Annotated in this window: 20 protein-coding genes and 1 riboswitch; of the genes, 6 read left to right on the forward strand and 14 right to left on the reverse strand. The window is 60.2% G+C overall.

Annotation, left to right across the window (positions count from 1 at the left end; all coding sequences use genetic code 11):
• Positions 1-133: 133 nt before the first annotated feature.
• The gene (locus tag ASE04_RS14730; RefSeq protein WP_200960727.1) at positions 134-805 is read right to left on the reverse strand and encodes a TetR/AcrR family transcriptional regulator; all 672 of its coding nucleotides are present in this window, start codon (positions 803-805) and stop codon (positions 134-136) included.
• A gap of 84 nt (positions 806-889) precedes the next feature.
• Between ASE04_RS14730 and ASE04_RS14735 the strand changes: the two genes are divergently transcribed.
• Positions 890-2,020 (forward strand): FAD-dependent oxidoreductase, encoded by a 1,131-nt coding sequence (locus ASE04_RS14735; RefSeq protein ID WP_338012492.1) that lies wholly within the window; start codon positions 890-892, stop codon positions 2,018-2,020.
• Positions 2,021-2,267: 247 nt separating this feature from the next.
• On the opposite strand, the gene ASE04_RS30720 is transcribed toward ASE04_RS14735, so the two are convergent.
• The 3 genes from ASE04_RS30720 to ASE04_RS14745 all read right to left on the reverse strand — a co-directional run bounded on the left by ASE04_RS30720 (position 2,268) and on the right by ASE04_RS14745 (position 4,493).
• On the reverse strand, positions 2,268-2,651 hold the full coding sequence (locus ASE04_RS30720; RefSeq protein ID WP_156408798.1) for a hypothetical protein: 384 nt from the start codon (positions 2,649-2,651) through the stop codon (positions 2,268-2,270).
• 409 nt (positions 2,652-3,060) lie between these two features.
• Positions 3,061-3,705 (reverse strand): pyridoxine/pyridoxamine 5'-phosphate oxidase, encoded by a 645-nt coding sequence (locus ASE04_RS30090; protein ID WP_082597352.1) that lies wholly within the window; start codon positions 3,703-3,705, stop codon positions 3,061-3,063.
• Between the two features lie 11 nt (positions 3,706-3,716).
• Entirely contained in the window at positions 3,717-4,493 is a 777-nt protein-coding gene (locus ASE04_RS14745) for a class I SAM-dependent methyltransferase (RefSeq protein ID WP_056818471.1), read from the reverse strand.
• A 167-nt stretch (positions 4,494-4,660) separates the two neighbouring features.
• On the opposite strand from ASE04_RS14745, the gene ASE04_RS14750 reads away from it, so the two are divergent.
• From ASE04_RS14750 to ASE04_RS14765, 4 genes are all read left to right on the forward strand, one after another.
• A complete protein-coding gene (locus ASE04_RS14750) occupies positions 4,661-5,536 on the forward strand; it encodes a LysR family transcriptional regulator (RefSeq protein ID WP_056818472.1) in 876 nt (291 codons plus the stop codon).
• 69 nt (positions 5,537-5,605) lie between these two features.
• A riboswitch (cobalamin riboswitch) is annotated at positions 5,606-5,831 on the forward strand.
• Between the two features lie 174 nt (positions 5,832-6,005).
• Positions 6,006-7,022 carry an ABC transporter substrate-binding protein gene (locus ASE04_RS14755; RefSeq protein WP_056818474.1) on the forward strand — a complete coding sequence of 339 codons (1,017 nt, stop codon included), beginning with the start codon at positions 6,006-6,008 and terminating at the stop codon, positions 7,020-7,022.
• Entirely contained in the window at positions 7,019-8,059 is a 1,041-nt protein-coding gene (locus ASE04_RS14760) for a FecCD family ABC transporter permease (protein WP_056818476.1), read from the forward strand. Before ASE04_RS14755 ends, ASE04_RS14760 begins: the two co-directional genes overlap by 4 nt.
• A complete protein-coding gene (locus tag ASE04_RS14765) occupies positions 8,056-8,820 on the forward strand; it encodes an ABC transporter ATP-binding protein (RefSeq protein ID WP_056818478.1) in 765 nt (254 codons plus the stop codon). Before ASE04_RS14760 ends, ASE04_RS14765 begins: the two co-directional genes overlap by 4 nt.
• A gap of 612 nt (positions 8,821-9,432) precedes the next feature.
• Here ASE04_RS14765 and ASE04_RS14770 read toward each other — a convergent pair.
• The 7 genes from ASE04_RS14770 to ASE04_RS14800 all read right to left on the reverse strand — a co-directional run bounded on the left by ASE04_RS14770 (position 9,433) and on the right by ASE04_RS14800 (position 17,540).
• Positions 9,433-10,212 carry an SDR family oxidoreductase gene (locus tag ASE04_RS14770; RefSeq protein WP_056819090.1) on the reverse strand — a complete coding sequence of 260 codons (780 nt, stop codon included), beginning with the start codon at positions 10,210-10,212 and terminating at the stop codon, positions 9,433-9,435.
• 14 nt (positions 10,213-10,226) lie between these two features.
• A complete protein-coding gene (dgoD, locus tag ASE04_RS14775; RefSeq protein WP_056819092.1) occupies positions 10,227-11,375 on the reverse strand; it encodes a galactonate dehydratase in 1,149 nt (382 codons plus the stop codon).
• Between the two features lie 13 nt (positions 11,376-11,388).
• On the reverse strand, positions 11,389-13,017 hold the full coding sequence (locus ASE04_RS14780) for a GMC family oxidoreductase (protein ID WP_056818480.1): 1,629 nt from the start codon (positions 13,015-13,017) through the stop codon (positions 11,389-11,391).
• Positions 13,018-13,932, reverse strand: coding sequence for an aldose 1-epimerase (locus tag ASE04_RS14785; protein ID WP_056818482.1), 915 nt, complete (start codon positions 13,930-13,932; stop codon positions 13,018-13,020).
• A 4-nt stretch (positions 13,933-13,936) separates the two neighbouring features.
• Complete coding sequence (locus ASE04_RS14790) at positions 13,937-14,947, reverse strand: ABC transporter permease (protein WP_056818483.1); 1,011 nt, start codon at positions 14,945-14,947, stop codon at positions 13,937-13,939.
• Positions 14,948-14,959: 12 nt separating this feature from the next.
• The gene (locus tag ASE04_RS14795) at positions 14,960-16,486 is read right to left on the reverse strand and encodes a sugar ABC transporter ATP-binding protein (RefSeq protein ID WP_056819094.1); all 1,527 of its coding nucleotides are present in this window, start codon (positions 16,484-16,486) and stop codon (positions 14,960-14,962) included.
• Positions 16,487-16,559: 73 nt separating this feature from the next.
• Positions 16,560-17,540: a substrate-binding domain-containing protein gene (locus tag ASE04_RS14800; protein WP_056818485.1), complete on the reverse strand. Its 981-nt coding sequence runs from the start codon at positions 17,538-17,540 to the stop codon at positions 16,560-16,562.
• Between the two features lie 272 nt (positions 17,541-17,812).
• Here ASE04_RS14800 and ASE04_RS14805 point away from each other — a divergent pair, with 272 nt between their 5' ends.
• Positions 17,813-18,580 carry a FadR/GntR family transcriptional regulator gene (locus ASE04_RS14805; protein ID WP_056818487.1) on the forward strand — a complete coding sequence of 256 codons (768 nt, stop codon included), beginning with the start codon at positions 17,813-17,815 and terminating at the stop codon, positions 18,578-18,580.
• A gap of 117 nt (positions 18,581-18,697) precedes the next feature.
• On the opposite strand, the gene ASE04_RS14810 is transcribed toward ASE04_RS14805, so the two are convergent.
• The 3 genes from ASE04_RS14810 to ASE04_RS30095 form a co-directional block, all read right to left on the reverse strand.
• Positions 18,698-19,339: a serine O-acetyltransferase gene (locus tag ASE04_RS14810; protein WP_082597353.1), complete on the reverse strand. Its 642-nt coding sequence runs from the start codon at positions 19,337-19,339 to the stop codon at positions 18,698-18,700.
• A 220-nt stretch (positions 19,340-19,559) separates the two neighbouring features.
• Entirely contained in the window at positions 19,560-19,976 is a 417-nt protein-coding gene (locus ASE04_RS14815) for a hypothetical protein (RefSeq protein WP_056819095.1), read from the reverse strand.
• A 54-nt stretch (positions 19,977-20,030) separates the two neighbouring features.
• Positions 20,031-20,192, reverse strand: a complete 162-nt coding sequence (locus ASE04_RS30095) for a DUF1328 domain-containing protein (RefSeq protein ID WP_082597354.1) — start codon at positions 20,190-20,192, stop codon at positions 20,031-20,033.
• Positions 20,193-20,254 lie beyond the last annotated feature (62 nt).

Raw genomic sequence — 20,254 nt, forward strand, 5'->3', positions numbered from 1 at the left:
CCCTCCGGAAGCCCATTCCACTTCCGATCGGGTGGCTCAATCCGAGGATTTCGCCGGACCTCCGAGGTGCCGGCGCGTGCCACCGCGAGAAAGATGCGAACGTCGCTCCATTCCATGTTCAGCGTGCCCTCGCTTACAGCTGGTTCCCGTCGATGCCACGCAAGATCAGATCGACGCCGGCAAGAAATTGCGCCCGGTCATCGTGCTCCACCAGTTGCTTCGCGATGCTTTCCAGGAACGGAAGCGGCTTTGAACTATTGTTCGCCCAGCGATGGATCACCGTGGAGAGGGATTCCGAACGATCGGTACCGGGCGGCAAAACACGGTCATTCGCCGCATTCTGCCCTGCGACGCCAAGAATGTAATTGATGAGCGTCGACCATGCGTCGAACTGTGCCGCCGCCGGAACGCCGAGTTGCTGGACCTGAACACCAAGGCCCTCAACGATACGGATCATCGCGATCTGCCATGGCGCACGCGTGAGATGCGCACCGATCCACGGATGGGCTTCGATGGCATCGAAAATCCCGAGCGCGATCGCCTTTATCGCCTCACGGGGAGCGCCCTTGAACCCCTTCTCCATGACCCTTGCCATAACGTGATCCGTCGCCGCATCGAGCAACGCCTGTTTGTCGGCGACATGCCAGTAAATCGCGCCGCTGCCTGTTTCCAGCCTGGCGCTCAGAGCGCGAAAAGTCAGACCATTGTCACCATCGGCATCGAGTATCCCGATCGCGGTTTCGACAATTCTGTCCTTGGAGAGAGCCTCCGCCCGTCTTGTCGATCCTGGAGAGCGATTTTTCACTGTCAGCCTTGACCTCAATGGAATTCCGTTCCATTTAGATTGAAATGGAACGCTGTTCCAGTCAACTCGTTGAAAGGATTTTTGATGACATCAGTTGCGATTGTTGGAGCGGGACTTGGTGGCCTGATGCTCGCCCGCGTCCTTCACGTCCATGGCATCAGCTCGACGATCTACGAAGCTGATGCCTCTGCGCTGGCCCGCACGCAGGGCGGCCAGCTCGACATCCATGTGAGTGACGGGCAAGCCGCGATTGCATCCGCCCAACTCACGGATCAGTTTCGTTCGATCATTCATCAGGGCGGCGCCGCCACGCGGGTGCTTGATAGCGATGGTGCGGTGCTATTTGAGGAACCGGACGACAATACGAATACGCGCCCGGAAGTGCTCCGCGGCGACCTGAGGCGCATGCTTCTGGAATCGCTTCCGCCGGCCACCGTACGGTGGGGCAAGAAGCTCGTTCGCATCGTATCTGCCGGGAATGGGCGCCACGAACTGACGTTCGCCGATGGGTCGAAGGTCATGACCGCGATGCTTGTCGGGGCTGACGGCGCATGGTCCAAGGTGCGCCCGCTTCTGTCGAACGCGGCACCTGAATATACAGGTATTACCTTCATCGAGACCTACCTGTCTGATGTCGACACCATGCATCCGGCCGCCGCCCGGACCGTGGGCACCGGCGCGATGTATGCCCTCTCCCCCGGCAGGGCGATCGCCGCGCACCGCGAGGCTGACGGTATCCTTCATGCCTACGCACAACTGAACGTTCCCGTAGATTGGGTTGGCGCTATCGACTTCAACGACAAGGCTGCTGTTATCGCCAAGGTGGCCGCCGAGTTCGATGGCTGGGCGCCGGAACTGACGGCTCTCGTCCGAGAGTCGGACACGCTTCCGGTCGCCCGTATGATCCACAGCCTGCCTGGCGAGCATCGGTGGGACCGCACCCCCGGCGTGACGCTGCTTGGCGACGCGGCTCACCTGATGCCGCCATCGGGCGACGGAGCAAACCTTGCCATGTTCGATGGAGCCGAATTGGCGAAAGCAATCCTGGCGCACCCCGATAACCCCGAACTAGCACTCGCCATTTACGAAGAGGCAATGTTTCGCCGCAGTCATGCCGCTGCGGCCGATGCGCGGGAGGTCGTTGATCTATGCCTCGGCGACAGGGCACCTCACGGTCTTGTCGAATTCTTCCAGCGCCCTCACGGCATGTCGTGAAGGGCACACGTCATCTCACTGACTATGGTGATAGGACAAACCACGCAGAGCCATCTAAGGCGCGATCTTTGGCACAGCTCTGCTCTCGATCGCACCCGAGCCATTCGTCGGTGCCATCTTGCTGCGGCCGCAACCGATCTCCGACGATTTTTCCTTTCCAGATTTATCTGGAAAGTCCGTGCTCATAATTTCAGGGATGCACGATCAGCGGCGGGAGCCGCAGCACGCATTTCAAGTCGCGGGGCAACTATCGGTAGCGAATGCAAGGGTCACTCATCATGATTTGGATGCCGGTCACTAATGGGCGCCCGATGAGCTCGATCTTGTTCTCGGTCGACAATGGATGAGTGAGAACTTTCCCACCGGTTAAGGTGCCGCTGACGGCATCAAGCAAGGCGCGGATTACCGGCAGCAACCGATGCACCGGTTCGCTCGGCACAGTCTCGGCTGCGCTTGTGAAACTCCCGAAATGTCGTCGCCGTTTACCATAAGCCAGGAGAAGGCTGCCAATGCTCGCATAAGGTGATAATGCGTTGCGACACCACCATTGAGACAATCCCGACATTCCGCTGATAGGGCGAGCACCGAAGGCCACGACGATGTTTACATTTCCGACGTTCATCGTCTGCACGATGGGCCTACTCGTCTTTGCCCTGAAAGCGACATCGACCGGGTGCCGGCGCAAGCGCGGTGGCATGGGACCTCGCGCATTTCAATCCAGGCTGGTGTCACCGATCTTCTGGGCGGTACTGAGCCTTGTCGCCCTGACGATTACCCAAATCGAGTGCTTCAAGGACATCGGCGTGATGTTTATCGCGGTCCTGGTCCTGTTCGCCTTGTTCACAAGTTTCACAGTGCCATTTGCGATCGTGTTTTGGCTTATTATCTTGTTCCTTTCTCAATGGACGAACGTATTCGCGCTGATCGCCGTTCTCTCCATGGCAACGGCCCTCGGTTACATTGCCGGATTCGTGCTCGGAGGGCCGAAGCGTCAGGTGATTGCGATGCCTCCTACCACCCCAAAGTCGCACAGAGCCCGACTATGGCCAAAGTGGCTCCCTGAGCCAACCGCTCTTCGCCTTGCGATATCGAAGCCGCTGGTGAAGCCGATCTGGATTGCCCTGCCAGAATTCAACTTGATGCGGCATGACCATAAAAAGCGACCAGTTGGGCGCGGCGATATCGGGCGTCTCAACGATCCGCCGAGCCTGCGTTTCAACGGCAAGATCGAGTTCGCGACGAGACGCCAAGATTTCGCTTTGACGACCGACCAAGGCGACAGCTCGCGCGGCTGCGGATCGCCGCCGGAAGTCACGGCCCCGCTCAGCCTCCGGCGCACGTAGTGCGATGCCACGGATCCTGACTTGGCGTCCAAGCGGTTGCCAGTAGAACGTCAAGGCAACGTAGGGATTTGCGGCGATCTGTTGGCCCTTCGGCCCAGCGTCGGTCGTCGCGAAGTGCCAGCCGCGATGGTCGAGATTCTTCAGGATCAGAACGCGGGCGTCTGGCGCCCCACTGTCATCGACCGTGGACAAGACCATCGCATGCGGCTCCTTGACGCCAGCCTCGATCGCCTCCCGCAGCCAGACCGAGAAGAGATCGCACGGGCCGTCGCACGCGGCATCTAGATCGAACGGCGGGAATGGGCCTGAAAGTGACGCAAGAGATTGAATTTGATCCTTCATGCTCACGTCTCTCACGGCCTCGCCACAAAAAGCCTCAGCGACCCCTCGAAAAAGGGTTGCGTGCGTAGTGTGCCGTATCGCGCATCCCATGTTCCATTCGCAAGATCGCTGCCAAGCTCGGCCACGAAGCGATCGCCGACACTCGCATCCACGAAGCTCCAGGCGGAATTGGCAAGCCGCGCCCCCGGCTCAAGCAATCGTTCGGGCCGGCCGTAATATGCTTCGCCAAACCCGTCGACGCAATTGAGAGGGATCGGCACCGGGAGAATTTCCACCGGCGCATCGAACGCCTCGGCGATGGCATCGGGCTCCGGATAACGCCGGGCCTCCACGGCGATCATCTCTGGCGCATAGTCGTTCAGCCAGCAGCGATGCAGTTCCTTCGGATCACAGGAAAGAACGACGACCGGGCCTCGCGTGACACGCCGCATCTCCCGAAGACCGGCCTTCAGGTCGGACCACTGATGGATCGTAAAGGTCGCCATGCTGGCGTCGAAACTCTGGTCAGCGAAAGGAAGACGCTCGGCGACGGCATCGATCGCCGAGGGCAGGTGCGCGGGCCTTTGCGCGCGCATCGAGGCCGAAGGTTCGACGGGCGTTACCTCGCGGTCGACCGGCTCGTAGGACCCTGCCCCTGCCCCGACGTTCAGGACTGTTCCGGCATCGCCGAGTGCGCTCAAGATGAAGCTCGCGATATGCGGGTCGGGTTGGCGGTAGGAGACGTAACCTTGCCCGATCACGCCGTAGTTGGCATCACCCGCGCTGCCGTCATTGTGTCTGTTGCTCATCGTTTTTCTTCCTTGCTTTAGGACGCGTTCATGCTGCCGCGGGAAATGCGCTCTCCCCGGCCAAATGTTCCAAAACCGAAACTGTTGTTCTCGACGAGTGCAAAAACCACTGGAATCGCAGTGATGAAAACCGATATGATCGAACATCCAATGTTCTAAAAAGTCACATGGCGAGAAACATACCTTCTCTTAATGCGCTCCGCGCTTTCGAAGCGGCAGGTCGTCACGGCCGAATGACCCTTGCCGCAGACGAATTGAACGTCACCCATAGTGCGGTGAGCCGCCAGGTTCAGCATCTTGAGGAGGTGCTGGGTGTTCCCCTGTTCGAGGGACCAAAGAACAGGCTCCGCTTGACGGAAGCAGGGACAGTGCTTCTCGCCGGCCTCGTTGGCGCATTCGACCAGATGGATGCGTCCGTCCGTGCCGTCGCCGATACGGAGGCTGGGTCGATCGACGTATCGTGTCCGGGAACCTTCACGATGCGTTGGCTGATTCCTCGGCTCTATCGCTTTCAGGCCGAATATCCCCAGATCGACGTGCGCCTGACGGCATCGTCCCGCCCGGTGGATTTCGGTCGGGATGGCTTCGACGTCGCGATCCGGGTTCGCGACCCGCCGTGGCCGGCCGGCGCCGAGGTCATACCGCTATTTCCCGAGCAGACGGGCCCGGTGATGGCGCCGACCATTGTTGCGGTCGAGGGAACAGCGCTCCTTCATACCCGAACGCGCCCACGCGCATGGGAAAATTGGCTGACGCGGTCGCGTGAGGCACCGTGGATCGGGCCAAAAGTCGACTACGAGCATTTCTACTTCATGCTCGAAGCTGCGAGGGCGGGGTTGGGTGTCTGCGTGGCGCCATGGCCCTACGTGGTGGACGACATCAAGGCGGGTCGGCTGAAAGCACCGCACGGCTTTATCGATAGCGGCCACCAATACGTTGCCTTGCGGCGTGCTCGACGTAACCGGAAGGCCAGTCTGTTCTGCGACTGGCTGGCAAATGAGGCCTCGCAGTTCTCCGATTCAGAACCGGCTCCCTCGGGTTGAGGCAAGCAAGGCAACCACTCGTCCCCACCGGAAATGGCAAGAGTAAGTCTTGACGGTCGCAGGCGACGCGTCATAAGTGGGCGTGACGGTTCCCCGAGAATGACTTCAACGGGATTAATAGGGAACACGGTGCGGAAGACCCCAAAGGGACCAAGACCGTGGCTGCCCCCGCAACTGTAAGCGGATTGCCGATCATCCTTGGGCCGGAAGGCCATGCCACTGCGACTATCGCGGGAAGGCAGATGACCGACACGTATCCGTGAGCCAGGAGACCTGCCGTCGATCACGATTCCAATCAGCCGGGCGGGGATGCCCGACAAGGAGCAGACATGATTGACCAGTTTTCCGACCATCTGCGACACGCCATCCGTCTCGATTGGACGATCCACCGCTAGCATTGCTTTCCGTCGTTGCCGACGCATGCACGGCGAGACCGCTAGCTGCCTTCTTTCCAATCAGAGAGTTTCCTATGCGATATCTTCTGCAGAGCCTTTCCCTTGCGCTCGCGCTTGCCGGCATTTCAGCGCCGGCGTTCGCCGCCACCCAATATCCCCTGACAGTCACAAATTGCGGTCAGACCCTGACCTTCGAGAAGCCGCCGACAAAGATCGTATCGATCGGTCAGGGCATGACCGAGGTGCTGTTCTCGCTCGGGCTTGCCGACAAGATTTCAGGCACCGCCGTCTGGGTCGGCCCGGTTCTGCCGCAATACGCCGATGCCAACAGCAAGATAAGACGCTTGGCCGACAACGATCCGAGCTTCGAATCCGTGGTTGCCGCTGAGCCGAATCTGGTCACCGCCGAGTTTGAATGGCACGTCGGGCCTCAAGGATCAGTCGGCAAGCGCGAACAGTTCAGCGATCTGGGCATCAGCACCTACATCGCACCGGCCGATTGCGTGGCGAAGATCAACGCGGAAGGTGGCGACGGCGTGCGCAAGGAATTGTTCACGATGGACCTGATCTACCGGGAGATCGCCGAGCTTTCCGAGATTTTTGATATCGGGGACCGTGGCGACGCACTGATCGCAGAACTAAAAAAGCGCGAGGCCGATGCGGTTGCTTCCTTGGGTCTGGCGCCGGGCAAGAACCTGCCTGTCCTCTTCTGGTTCTCCAGCAAGGAGGTCAGGGGCGACGCCTTCATCGCCGGTAAGAACAGCGCGCCTGCCTACATCCTGAAGACGCTCGGCGCCCGTAACGTCGTTGCGACCGAGGAAGAATGGCCGCTGGTCGGGTGGGAGACGATCTCTGAGGCCAATCCCGCGGTCATCGTCATAGCCACGATGGACCGCCGGCGCTATGCCGCCGATGACCCCGCGGTGAAGATCGAGTTCCTCGAAACCGATCCTGTGACGAAGGAGCTTGACGCGGTCAAGAACAAGCGCTTCGTCATGATGGACGCGCAATCGATGAACCCGACGATCCGGACCATCGACGGCATCGAGATCCTGGCGAACGGCATCAAATCCTTCGGTCTGTCGCAGTGAGCGATATCGGTTCTGCGCAGAGGAGATGGTGGGCGTTTGGCGCGCTCACCGTCGCAGCAATCCTGGCCCTCGGCTTTGTGGTCAGCTTTGCCGTGTCGATCGGCGAGATCGCGATACCGGTCGACACGACGGCAAAGGTCGTGTCGAACCGGCTGTTTGGGACGACCTTCGAACTGAGCCGCATCCATCAGGGCATCGTGTGGGACTACAGGCTCAGCCGCGCGCTGGTGGCGGCAAGCACCGGTGCCTCACTGGCTCTCAGCGGCGCGATCCTGCAGGCGCTCTTGCGCAATCCACTTGCCGAACCCTACGTCCTCGGTATCTCTGCCGGGGCGTCCACCGGCGCGGTTTCGGTCATGATCCTTGGCCTGGGCTATGGTGTGCTCGGCCTGTCCGGCGGAGCCTTCGTCGGCGCCGTCATCGCCTTCTTGCTGGTTGGTATGCTGGCGACCGGTGCGGGCGGCACCAGTGAGCGCATCATCCTTTGTGGTGTCGCGGGCTCGCAGCTTTTCAATGCCCTCACCTCCTACATCGTCACCACCTCGGCCAATGCCGAGCAGGCGCGCGGCGTGCTATTCTGGCTGCTGGGATCGCTGAGTGGCGTGCGTTGGCCGGATGTCTATCTTTCCGTGCCAATCACCATCATCGGCTTCGTCCTCTGCCTCGCCCATGTTCGCGCGCTCGATGCCTTCGCTTTCGGCAGCGACGCGGCGGCGGCACTCGGAGTTGCCGTGCGCAGGGTACAGTTCACCCTTCTCGGCGTCACGGCAGCGATGACCGCGGGCGTCGTCAGCATGGTCGGCTCGATCGGCTTCGTCGGTCTCGTCATTCCCCATGCAGCCCGCTTCCTCGTCGGCCCCTCACATGGGCGACTGCTGCCGGCAACCGCGTTTGGCGGGGCGATCTTCATGGTCGGCGCCGACATTGTCTCGCGCATCATCATTCCACAGCAAGTGCTGCCCATTGGCGTTGTCACCGCGCTGTTCGGCGCGCCGGCCTTCGCCGTCATTCTCTACCGCGTACGGAGAAGCGCATGAGTATCGCGGTCGACAAGGTCACCTATGCCGCCGGCAATACGCTCATCGTCAACGGCGTCAGCCTTGCAATCGAGAAGGGAAAGGTGCTTGGCCTGCTTGGGCCGAACGGCTCAGGCAAATCGAGCCTGCTTCGCCTGATCTGTCGCCTACGGCAAGTCAGGAGCGGCGTCATCAGGCTCGGCGACGACGATGTCTCCGAGCTTTCCCGTGCAATCCTTGCGCGGAGGATTGCCTTCGTCGAACAGCAATCGGCGACCGATATCCAGATCGCCGTGCGGGATGTCGTGCGCCTTGGGCGGACTCCACATCGCGGTCCACTGCCAGCCTGGACATCCGATGATGACGTTGCGGTCGCGACGGCCCTCAGCCGCGTCGATATGGCCGAGCGTGCCGGCCAGCTTTGGCAAACGCTGTCAGGCGGCGAACGGCAACGCGTGCACATCGCCCGCGCCTTGGCGCAGACGCCGAGCGAACTGCTTCTGGACGAGCCGACCAATCATCTCGATATCCAGCACCAGCTCGATATCCTGGCCCTCGTCTCTAGGCTCGGACTGACGTCGATCGTTGCCCTGCACGATCTCAATCTCGCGGCGATGTTCTGCGATGAACTCGCGGTGCTGCAGCATGGCACGGTCGTGGCATCGGGTCCGCCGGAGGAGGTTCTGACGGAAGAACTTATCGTCAACGTCTTCGGTGTCCGTGCCCATGTCGAGAGATCGGCCGTTCATGGTCGTCTACACATTCAATATCTCATCGGCTGACGAACCACATTATGCGGACCGATAGGTGACCACGGCACGTCGTAGTTTGGGGTGCGCCGCACCGTGGTCTGCTGAGAGATTCTTGTTTCAGCGGGTGTTGAAGTAGAACCCGACGACAATCCCACAATCCCCCAAATCTAAGGGAATGCGGCAGCGTTTGACGGTGACCATGCCAGAAACAGGCAAGCGATTTCCAGGAATTGCCCGCGCCGCGCCGACGGGCGGCTTTCCGGATCAACGGGGCGCCTGGCAGTGATCTTGCACGGCGCGAATCTTTGCCGGCGCATCCTCGAGATCAAAGCGGTACTGTAGGTCACGTCCGCATCGACGGAGACCATTGTAGCGAAACGGGCTCCTGACGTGAGGGCGGTCAGCAACCGCGGCTGCGCCGACAACACTAAGCTCCTTATATCTGACCGGGAACCTGAGAGCTGGACGGTCTCTTTGAACCGGCCGATCTCAAAACGGGCTGATCGCAAACGGCCTCGGCAACGAGACTAGTCCAGAGCCGCAGCCGCAATCAAGGACAGCGATTGTAAACCGCTGACCGGATGGCAAGGAGCTTGCTCGCAACGGCGCCCTAGCGCGTGAGTGAGCCGGACCACCACGCACTCAAGCGGGGTGCTGTTGCACGCTGACGCCTCCATCGACCGTGAGGCAAGTGGCGTTCATGAACGGGCATTCGTCCGAAATCATGAACACGGCCGCCATTGCGATCTCCTCGGGGGAAGCGATCCGTCCGCCGGGATGAAGCTTCATCGTCTCCGCCTTGGCGGCCGCCGGATCCGGAAAGCTGTTCCAGTAATCGATGACCTTCTGGGTGGCGACGTAGCCGGGAGCCAGGGCGTTTACCCTGACGTTCCTCGCCGCATATTCCAGGCCAAGCGATTTCGTCATGCCGAGCAAAGCGTGCTTTGCGAGCGGATAGGGAAAGGTGTGCGGAATGATGGTGAAGGCGTGCGTCGAGGCGATGTTGAGGATGACACCGCCGTCGCTTGCAAGCATGCCTGGAAGCACCGCCTTGCAGCAGTTCCAGGCGCCCTTGAGATTGATATCGAAGCAACGATCCCAATCCTCATCGCTGGTCTCGAGCGGTTCCGAAAACACGTTCGCGCCGGCATTATTGACGAGCGCATTGATCGCGCCGATCTCATCGGCCGCCTGGGCGACCGCAGCGGTGACTGCGGCTGCATCGGCAATATCGACGGCGCGATAGCCGACATTGCCACCCGCCTGCCTGAGGGCCTCTGCCTCTCCGGCAAGCAGAGCCGCATCGCGATCGACGAGGAACAGTGCCGCGCCCTGGCGCAGGAACTCCCTGGCGATGGCAAGGCCGATGCCTTGCGCGGCCCCCGTCACGAATATTCGCTTGCCGCCCAGTCGTCCGGACATATTCGTGCCCTCGCTCACCACTCCGCGAAACTTCCGTCGCTGTGGCGCCAGATCGGATTGCGCCAACGATGCCCTTCCTTGGCACGCTCGATCACGTATTCTTCATTCACCTCGACACCCAATCCCGGTCCCTGCGGAATACTGACAAAACCATCGGCATAGTGGAACACCTCCTTATTGGAGATGTAATCGAGAATGTCGTTACCCTTGTTGTAATGAATACCGAGGCTCTGCTCCTGGATGAAGGCGTTATAGCTGACGGCGTCCACCTGTAGGCAAGCGGCAAGCGCTATCGGTCCAAGCGGGCAGTGCGGCGCCAATGCCACATCATAGGCCTCCGCCATGGTGGCGATCTTCCGGCATTCCGTGATGCCGCCGGCATGCGAGAGATCGGGCTGCAGGATGTCGACATAGCCTTCGGAGAGGATGCGCTTGAAGTCCCAGCGCGAGTAAAGCCGTTCCCCAAGTGCGATGGGCGTCGAAGAGTGGTTGGCAATCTCCTTCAGCGCCTCGTAGTTTTCCGACAGCACCGGTTCTTCGATGAACAGCAGCTTGTACGGCTCCAGTTCCTTCGCGAGGACCTTCGCCATCGGCTTGTGAACGCGGCCGTGGAAATCGACACCGATACCGATGTAGGGACCGATCGCGTCGCGGATGGTAGCAATCGTCGCGACAGCCTTCTCGACCTTGTCGTAGGTGTCGACGATCTGCATCTCCTCGCAGCCGTTGAGCTTTATTGCCTTGAAGCCGCGAGCGACGACTTCCTTCGCATTGTTGGCGACATCGGAGGGACGATCGCCGCCGATCCAGGAGTAGACCTTGATCTTGTCGCGCACTTGGCCACCGAGCAGCGAGTGGATCGGTTGACCGAGCGCCTTGCCCTTGATGTCCCACAAAGCCTGGTCGATGCCTGATATCGCGCTCATGTGGATCGCGCCGCCGCGATAGAAACCGCCGCGGTACATGACGTTCCAATGATCCTCGATCAGGAACGGATCCTTGCCGATCAGGTAGTCTTCAAGCTCGTGCACGGCGGCCTGGACGGTGAGCGCCCGACCTTCGACGACCGGCTCACCCCAACCGACGATACCCTCGTCGGTTTCTATCTTGAGGAACAGCCAGCGCGGCGGGACGATATAGGTGGTCAGCTTGGTGATCTTCATGTGGATGGTCCGATCATGCGAGAATGAGGTCGGCCGCCTTGGCGGCAGCGGCGAGAACGGCGGCATTGGTGTTGCCGCTGACAATGGTCGGCATAAGGGAGGCGTCAACCACTCTGAGGCCACGCGTGCCGCGTACCTTGAGGTGGCTGTCGAGAACAGCTTCCGGGTCACCGTCATGACCCATCTTGCAGGTGCCGACAGGGTGGTAGCCGGTCTTGACGGTGCGCCGGCAGTGATCGGCGATCGCCTCGTCGCTGGTGACATCGGCACCAGGGAAGATTTCCTTTTCGATCAAATTCCGCATTGGCGCCGCCGCCAGCACCGTCCGGGCGAAGCGGAAACCGGCCATGGTCGTCTTCAGATCACCGGGATGAGCGAAAATCTGCGTATCGACGATCGGGTTTTCAAAAGGATCCTTTGACGCCAGGGTCACGGATCCGCGCGCCTTCGGCCGCAGCAACAGCGAGTTTATGGTGACGCCATCGCCAGGGTCCGTACCCATGACGTCGCGGTCGAGATAGACCGTCGGCACGCAGAACATCTGGATCGTCGGTTCGTCGTTGTTGCCCTCCGGATCGAAGAAGGCACAGGTCTCGACGCCTGTCGTCGATACGGGTCCGGTCTTGAACAGAAGATATTGCAGCCCGGCTTTCAGCATCGGCCAACCGCGGTCCTGTCCATAATAGCCAAACGACCCCTTGGTCGTCGCAACGACCGGGCACTCGTAGTGATCCTGCAGGTTCCGACCGACGCCTGGAAGTACGACCTTCACACCAATGCCATGTCTGGAAAGCTCGTCTTCGGGGCCAATTCCAGACAGCATCAACAGCTTCGGTGTCTGATAGGCACCGGCGGCGATGATGACTTCCGCACCGGCCGTTGCTGATTTCCGGCTGCCATTGACGACGTAGTCGACGCCAACCGCCCGATCGCCTTCCATCCGAAGCGCGGTGACCGTTGCGCCGGTTTCGATCGTTAGCAGCGGATTGTCCATCACGGGAGAGAGGAAAGCGTCCACCGCGCTGCAGCGGCGGTTGGTCTTCCAGTCGATGGTATGTTGCATGAAGCCGACACCAAACTGGCTGGCGCCGTTGAAATCGGGGTTATAGGGGATGCCCATGCCCTGCAGCGTCTTCACATAGGTGCGGGTCATCGGGCTGGTATGCCCGAGGTGGGAGATTTTCAGCGGCCCGCCGACCCCGTGATATTCGCCGCCGAGGTGATCGTTGTCTTCCTGCTCCTTGAAGTGGGGAAGCATATCCCGGTAGGACCAGGCGCCATCATTGTTTGAACCGGGCCCGGTGATCGCCTTGTTCCAGCGATCGAAATCGGCCGCCTGGCCGCGCATATACACCATGGCATTGACCGTGCTGCCGCCGCCGAGCACCTTGCCCTGCGGCACGATCGGCCCACGGCCGTTCAGTTGCGGCTGCGGCGCGGTCTGATGCATCGTGAGATACGTGTCCTTGGCCAGGAACTTCATGTAGCCCGCGGGGTAATGCATGATGGGGTTCGCCTTGGCGGGCCCGCGCTCGAGCAACAGCACGCGGGCTTTTCCACGCGTCACAAGCTCGGCAGCCACGACGCAGGCCGAGCTGCCGCCGCCAACAATAATGTAATCAAATCCGCTTGTTGCAGACATTCACTGGTCTCCGCTGACCTGATTGGAAATGCTCCGCGGGCGTAGGCATATGCGACCCGATAGGTCTTCGCCCGGTCGAAGAACCCTGAGGTCACCGAGATCCGGCATATTGTGCCCGTTGGCCAGATGCGACATCGGCTCGAAGCAGAAATAATCCCGCTTGAACGAGGGATCGAAGACGGTATCCGAAACGAACACGAAGGCGTGCTTGAAAAGCGCGTCAGCCACCAGATGAACTTCCGTATCCCGTTCCGGCCAGGTGATAATCGCCTCGCCGGACCAGTCCTCGAAGCCGTTGTTGACCCAGCGATGAGGAAGCGGGCTTGGCGAACCGAAGTCAAGATCGGCGGGAATATCGGTTCTCTCCCCCGGCAACCAGCCCTCGACTTCCGTCCAGAATTTCCGCGCCGGAGCGAATAGTGTCGTCTCGGGCGTCATCGGGAAGTAGGGATGCCAGCCGAGGCCGAATGGCAGCGCCTTCCCCCCGCGATTCTCAACGGTAAGCGAAAGCTCGAGGTGATCGTCGGTAAGTGTGAAGCGCTGGATCGTACTGTAACGATAGGGAGTAGGACCACCCTCATGGCTGAAGCTCAGTTCCACCGAGCTGTCGGTTTGCTTCACCACGTCCCATTCCGAGTGCCACCCCTCACCGTGAAGATAGTGGCGATCCCATTCGGTGTTCGGTGACAGGCGATAGTCCACGCCCTCGAAGAGGAAGTGATTATCCTTGACCCGGTTACCGAAGGGCACCAGCGGGTAGCAGGAAGAGGACAAGGCATCCACATCATCTGACGGTGCTGGGCGCAGCAGCGGTATCCGCTCACCATCAGCCTCCCGCCAGAAACCGAGGACGAGGCCGCCTTTCGTCGAAACACGAGCGCTAAGCGGCCCGGCAGTGAGATCGATCACCGTCATCGACCTATCGATCCTTGTTGCGAGACATGCTGCGCTTGATCGCCTGGATGTTGGCGAGCACCGCAATGACGATGATGAGACCGCGCACGACCTGCTGGAAGAACGGATTGATGCCGAGCAACACCAGCCCGTTACCGATCAGCGTGATGACGAGCACGCCAAGCAGCGTCCCGAGCATCGATCCCCGACCGCCGGAGAGCGAGGTTCCACCGACCACGACTGCCGCGATGACATCGAATTCGAGACCGGTTGCAGCCGTCGCATTCCCCGAGCCGAGACGCGAGACCAGCAGGATGCCCGAGATCGCGGCCATTGCACCGGCGATCGCGAAGAGGCCGACGCGGATCTTCGCCACGGGGATGCCGCTCAGGAACGCTGCATGAGCATTGCCTCCAACCGCAAAGACCGAGCGGCCGAAAGCGGTCTTGCGGCTGACGAAGGCGAACACGGCAAAGAGAACGAGCATGATGATTGCTGCCGGCGGCACGCCGAGGACCGAGCGATCGAGCGCGTCCAGCATGTCGTTACGTCCGATCGAAACCGGCAGGGCGTCGGTCACGAAAAGTGCAGTACCGCGGAGCGCGCTCCATAGGCCGAGCGTTCCGACGAAGGACGGAACATCGAAGTAGGCCCGCAGGATGCCGGGGATCGTGCCAAGCAGCGCACCGACGACGATCGCAAGGGCAAAGGCAAGCGGCGTCGGCACGCCCCATTGCAGGAAGAAGGACAGTACGACCGAGATGAAGGCGACCATCGGCCCAACGCTCACATCGATCTCGCCGGAGATGATGATCAGGGTCGCAGCCCAAGCGGCGATCCCGATCGTGGCAGCGTCGCGCAGGATGTTGATCTGGTTGTTGAACGACAGGAAGCCGTTCGCGGTCGACGTGAAGACGACGTAGAGAACAACGATCGCAACGAACAGGCTGAGCTCGTTCATATGCTGCGACAGGTTGAAGGTCGACTTGTTGCTATTGTTGGAAGAGGACGGCTTGACCGCCTGATTGAGTGACATCTGATGCCTCCCTCAATGTCCGGTAATGCAGGCTGCCATGACGGAATCCTGATCTATGTTAGGTGATTTGAACTCCTCCTGAAGCGATCCGTCCCGCAGGACGAGAACGCGATCGCAGACGAGAGGAAGTTCCTCGATTTCGCTGGAAACGAAGATGACGCTGCGGCCTTCGGCGGCAAGCTGGCGAATGATCGCGTATATCTGCGCCTTCGCCTCGACGTCGACACCGCGGGTTGGCTCATCCAGGAGAAGCACGCGGCTATTGGCGTAAACCCAGCGGCCGATGACGACTTTCTGCTGATTGCCGCCCGAAAGAGTGCCGATCGGCGTATCGGTGCAGGCGGTCTTGATGTGAAGCCGGTCGATTATCTTGCGCGTCGCCTCCGCCATCAGACTGGACGACAGGATGCCACCCTTGGTAACGCCGGAGAAATTGGTCGCAAGCGTGTTCTCGTCGACACCGAGAAGGGGCACGATACCCTCTTCCTTGCGGCTCTCAGGCGTATATCCGAAACCCTTGCGAACCATCTGCTTGTAGCCCGCGGTGCGAACCGACCGGCCATCGACAAGAACATCGCCGCCGTCGAATGAGCGCACTCCCATGATGGCCTGCAACAGTTCCGTCCGGCCCGAGCCGAGCAGGCCGGCTATGCCGAGCACTTCCCCTTCACGAAGAGAAAAGGAGATGGAGGAGAGCTTCGGGGCGAGCGCCAGGCTGTTGACCTCCAGCACCACTTTCGAACGGCTCTTGTCTTCAAGAACGGCGTTCTGCGCCGCTTCCGATCCAAGCATCAGTCGGACGATTTCACGGGTATCCGCACCCTTGACGTCGACCGTATCGATGATGCGTCCGTCGCGCATGACGGTGGCCGAATGCGCGATCTGGCGGATCTCGTTCATCCTGTGGCTGACGTAGATGACCGCGATGCCCTCAGACGCGATGCGCGTCACGGCGGCCATCACCTTCTCCGCTTCCGCGGCGGCAAGCGAACTCGTTGGCTCGTCGAGAATGACCATCTTCGGCTTGCCGACGAGAACGCGGGCGATCTCGAGAAGCTGCCGTTCGGCCGGGCTGAGACCCGCCACCAGACGGTTCGGCGGCAGGTTGAGACCGAGGCGCCCCATGGCCTCCGCAGCCTCTTCTTCCATTTTATCGTACTGGATGACCCCGCCCTTGCGCGGCCACCGCCCGAGGAATAGGTTTTCGGCCAGCGTCATGCCAGGAACGAGGCTAAGTTCCTGATAGACGACGCGGACGCCCTTATCGAAGGACTCCTGCGCGCGACCGGAGGCGGAATGGGTCAGTGGTTGACCGTCGATTTCGACGGTTCCGCTGTCCGGAATCTCCGCGCCTGTCAGCATTCGGATGAGGGTCGACTTGCCCGCACCGTTCTTGCCGAGGAGCGCCCTCACCTCACCGGCGGAGACTTCGAAGGTCGCGTTATCGAGTGCAAGCACACCCGGATATCTGCGCGTGCATCCTCTGAGCGACGCCACGACGCGTGAAGGAGCAGGATTGGCCATGGAAACTTGGGTCATCATCATCCTCTCGAATGGAAGATGTCGCCGGGGTTCCGGCGACCTCTCCGTTCAAGCATTTATGGTCGGGGTCTCACGGAATACCGTCGGCATGAGCCTTGAGCCAGGCCTTGCCGTCTTCAGACGACTTGTAGAGATCGATGTCGTAAGCAACCTTGATGCCTTCAGGCGGCTTTCCGTCGATCGACTTGATCGCCTGAGCGAGTGCAAGCTTGCCGAGCCCCTGGCCGGAAATGTCGACAACCGCCTTGATAACGCTGAAGTCGGCCAGTTCCTGAGCGATCTCGGTCGTCATGTCACCGCCGAAGACGACGACCTTGCCGGCCTTGCCCTGGCTCTTCACCGCGCGGGCTGCGCCGAGTGTTGCACCACCGGCCTCACCGAAGAAGGCATCGATATCAGGGTTGGAGGAAAGCATCGTGCTTGCCACGGAGATGGCCTTGTCGAGGATGGCGCCTTCCTGGTTGGCGACGATCTGGGCGCCGGGAACCTTTGCTTTCAGCGCTTCTTCGAAGCCCTTGCGGCGCGTGACGCAGACCTCGACGAATTCGCAGTTGAGAACTGCAATCTTCGGCGCATCCTTCTTCTCGGCAATGAAATATTCCGCTGCGGCGTCGCCGAGCTTATGACCGAAGTCATAGGGGTCTCCGACGGCATAGGCGGAAATGTATTCCTTCATGTCGGCATCGTTGAGGCAGGTGTTGTAGCACACGACCGGGATGCCGGCGTCATGTGCGCGGCGGATAGCACGGTAGGAACCGTCGGCCGAAACCGGCGACACGATGATGGCCTGAACCCCTGCCGAGATCAGCGAGTCGATAAAGGACGATTCCTTGCTGACGTCACCCTGGGCGTTCGTCTCGACGACATCGAGCTTGCGGCCCGCGTCGTTCGCGCCGGTCTGGATGCCCTTGCGGACGCCGGCGTAGAAGCCTTGCGCATCCATGTAGATCGCGCCGACCTTGAGGTCCTTGTCCTGCGCGAAAGCCGGAACAGCGGCCGATGCAGCAAGAGCCGTAAGCGCCGCAAAAGCGGCATGTCTGATGAGGTTCACCTTTTCCTCCCAAAGAACTTGACCGTCGACGAAGACCGAGGCTCACCCGCCGTCCTCTCCACGACGGCAACACCATATTCTGCATCATACAAATGTCAATATAAATACGATTTATTTTGCGGATACGGTCCGGTGGGAGCTTTCATGCGCTGAAAAGCGCATACCTACAGATGGCGAGACAATAATAAATCGTATTTATTTGACCACGGCTACGCTGTTGACTAGACATGCGTAGCAGGGAATTTTGGTTGCAATAGAATCGGGAGGACACGGTGACGGTCGTGAAGACGGGACGCACGTTGACGGAAGATGGCGACCCCATCGCTGCGCGCGGAAAACGCAGCGTGCGTGAAGGGCTTTTGCATCATCTCGTCGACAAGATCGTATCGGGCGAGATGGCCGAAGGTTCGACCTTGCCGAACGAGGCCGAGCTTACCGAACGTTTCGGCGTTAGCCGCACGAGCCTGCGCGAAGCAATGCAATACCTGTCCGCTCTTGGCTTGGTGCGCTCGCGGACGCGGGCGGGAACAACCGTCCTTCCCCGCGAGAACTGGAACTATCTGGATCCGCTCGTCCTCGACGCCCTCTTGTCGAACGGTGCCGATGAGAACTTCTACACTTCTTTGATCGACGCCCGCCAATTGCTGGAACCGGCGGCCGCTGCCCACGCCGCGGCAAACGCCACTGCGCGCCAGCTCTATCAAATTTCCAAGGCCTTCGAGGATATGGTCGAAGCGAACTCGCGCGACAACGAGGCCTGGAGCCGCGCCGACCTCGAGTTTCACACAGCGATCATCGATGCGAGCGGCAACTGGGTGTATCGCCAGTTCGCCAGCGCCATCCGCGCAGCGCTGCTGGCGAGCTTCCGGCTGACGAACCGCGCCAGCCAGTCCCATGAGCAGGCAATCCTCAAGCATCAGGATGTGCTGGAAGCCATTCGCATGCGCCGCCCCGATGCTGCCCGTCACGCCATGGAACAACTGATCGGCGTAGCTCGCAGCGAAATCACCGATGCACTTCGTAAGGCGCGCACCAGCTGAGGCTGCGCCGAAAGCCTCGAATAATTTGAAATAACATCAAGCTGTTACACCAGCATTTGTACATATCGCTCTAGGTTTCCGGGATTTTCACCAACTCTCACTTCCCTGAAATAAGCGTCACTGCCGGTCACTAGGGCGGTTTGGGCCGGAAATAATCCCGCCGTCCTGATCGGGATTCCCGCCTGGCACCGAAGGGTCTCCGTTGCCAAACTGCGGAGTGGCTCCGCCGGCAATACGCGCTGTTATGTTCAGCGGCTCGGGATACCTTTGCTTGATCGTCGCCGGCACGCCGACAGCCACGCAATCGTCCGGCACATCCGTCAGGACGACGGCATTGGCGCCGATCACCACGTTGTTGCCGATACGGATATCTCCAAGGACCTTGGCGCCAGCGCCGATATCGACATTGTCGCCTAGAACAGGAACGCCCGGCTCGCCGACGCTTTTCAGGCCGACGACGACACCGTTTCGAATTCGGCAGTTATCGCCGAAGCGCGCGTAGCCGCTGATGACGATGCCTCCGAAGTGGTCGATAATGAAATTGCGGCCGACCGTAGCCTCACAGGGCAGCTCTATGCCGGTGAGAATCTGGATCAGTTTGAAAAGCACCTTGTAGACGAGCGAGAAAGCCTTTCGCAGCAGCACTGGGCGCACGCCGTAGCGCCAACGTCCGAAGCGATAGACCAACATCACCCAGAATCCCTGGCACCACCACTGGCCCTCGTAGGCCCGCAGATCGGCCCGTACGTTCTCGAACATACCAATTCCTAGCGCGTCTATGGCTGGCGAACGGATCCGGATGATCTTGAACGTTTTCGCGGGCGATACCTGCCGATGAAGTCAGTGTTCGTCACGGCGTCAATATGTCGAGCGGAGGCTTCAATTCCCGCTCGATGAGCATGATGCTCCTAAAGATGGCAGACCGACCCGTTTCGTCCAGAATGTCATCGAAATTAATCTGCGCACGTCACCACTCGGTTCAGTTATCAATTCGCCGTCGAACCGACGTCGCAACAAGTGGGAGAGCGGCTGCCACCAACGAGCCGAGCGGTAGCTTCTTGACGACCTGTGTCGCCACGAATGCGGATGCCATGGCACCGGCGAGCTTCAGCCATGGATAATCTCCCAACTGGACATGAGCACTGGCATTTGCCCATTCAGCGCGTGACTTAACCGCGGTTTCCGCCTGTTGCGCAACGATTGAAAGCCGCGCTCGCAGATGCTCCAGTTCTTCCCGAACGACCGCAATGTCCTCCTGAACATCTCGGACCGTACGCGGTCTTACATCCGTATCGGCGGACTCCGACGGTGCTTCCGCTTCCAGGATACCGAGATGAGCCTGCAGCTCTTCTTCGGTATCGAATCCACGTCCGGCCGATGAGGTCTCAGTCACCATGTCGATCCACCCATCTATCATCCCGTTTAAAGGTTACGTGGAATGCCGGGCATTTCAGCGCCTTGCGACACGCATGACCAACGACACGACGAGAAGAACCAGAAAGACAAAGAACAGGACCTGGGCAATTGATGCCGAAGCACCTGCGATACCGCCGAAACCAAGGACGCCAGCGATCAGCGCGACCACCAGGAAAACAAGAGCATAGTACAGCATTTCGTGTCTCCGAATTTTAACAAGACCACAACGGAAATGAAGGTGAATGGTTCCGCTCATGA

The sequence above is a fragment of the Rhizobium sp. Root708 genome (genome assembly GCF_001429725.1).
Taxonomy (GTDB): domain Bacteria; phylum Pseudomonadota; class Alphaproteobacteria; order Rhizobiales; family Rhizobiaceae; genus Rhizobium.

Bases quoted from the DNA above. Each gene is read 5' to 3' on its own strand.
- ASE04_RS14735 (WP_338012492.1), top strand. From the start codon at position 890: ATGACATCAGTTGCGATTGTTGGAGCGGGACTTGGTGGCCTGATGCTC.
- ASE04_RS30090 (WP_082597352.1), bottom strand. From the start codon at position 3,705: ATGAAGGATCAAATTCAATCTCTTGCGTCACTTTCAGGCCCATTCCCG.
- ASE04_RS14745 (WP_056818471.1), bottom strand. From the start codon at position 4,493: ATGAGCAACAGACACAATGACGGCAGCGCGGGTGATGCCAACTACGGC.
- ASE04_RS14750 (WP_056818472.1), top strand. From the start codon at position 4,661: ATGGCGAGAAACATACCTTCTCTTAATGCGCTCCGCGCTTTCGAAGCG.
- ASE04_RS14755 (WP_056818474.1), top strand. From the start codon at position 6,006: ATGCGATATCTTCTGCAGAGCCTTTCCCTTGCGCTCGCGCTTGCCGGC.
- ASE04_RS14765 (WP_056818478.1), top strand. From the start codon at position 8,056: ATGAGTATCGCGGTCGACAAGGTCACCTATGCCGCCGGCAATACGCTC.
- ASE04_RS14770 (WP_056819090.1), bottom strand. From the start codon at position 10,212: ATGTCCGGACGACTGGGCGGCAAGCGAATATTCGTGACGGGGGCCGCG.
- dgoD (WP_056819092.1), bottom strand. From the start codon at position 11,375: ATGAAGATCACCAAGCTGACCACCTATATCGTCCCGCCGCGCTGGCTG.
- ASE04_RS14780 (WP_056818480.1), bottom strand. From the start codon at position 13,017: ATGTCTGCAACAAGCGGATTTGATTACATTATTGTTGGCGGCGGCAGC.
- ASE04_RS14785 (WP_056818482.1), bottom strand. From the start codon at position 13,932: ATGACGGTGATCGATCTCACTGCCGGGCCGCTTAGCGCTCGTGTTTCG.
- ASE04_RS14790 (WP_056818483.1), bottom strand. From the start codon at position 14,947: ATGTCACTCAATCAGGCGGTCAAGCCGTCCTCTTCCAACAATAGCAAC.
- ASE04_RS14795 (WP_056819094.1), bottom strand. From the start codon at position 16,486: ATGACCCAAGTTTCCATGGCCAATCCTGCTCCTTCACGCGTCGTGGCG.
- ASE04_RS14810 (WP_082597353.1), bottom strand. From the start codon at position 19,339: ATGTTCGAGAACGTACGGGCCGATCTGCGGGCCTACGAGGGCCAGTGG.
- ASE04_RS14815 (WP_056819095.1), bottom strand. From the start codon at position 19,976: ATGGTGACTGAGACCTCATCGGCCGGACGTGGATTCGATACCGAAGAA.
- ASE04_RS30095 (WP_082597354.1), bottom strand. From the start codon at position 20,192: ATGCTGTACTATGCTCTTGTTTTCCTGGTGGTCGCGCTGATCGCTGGC.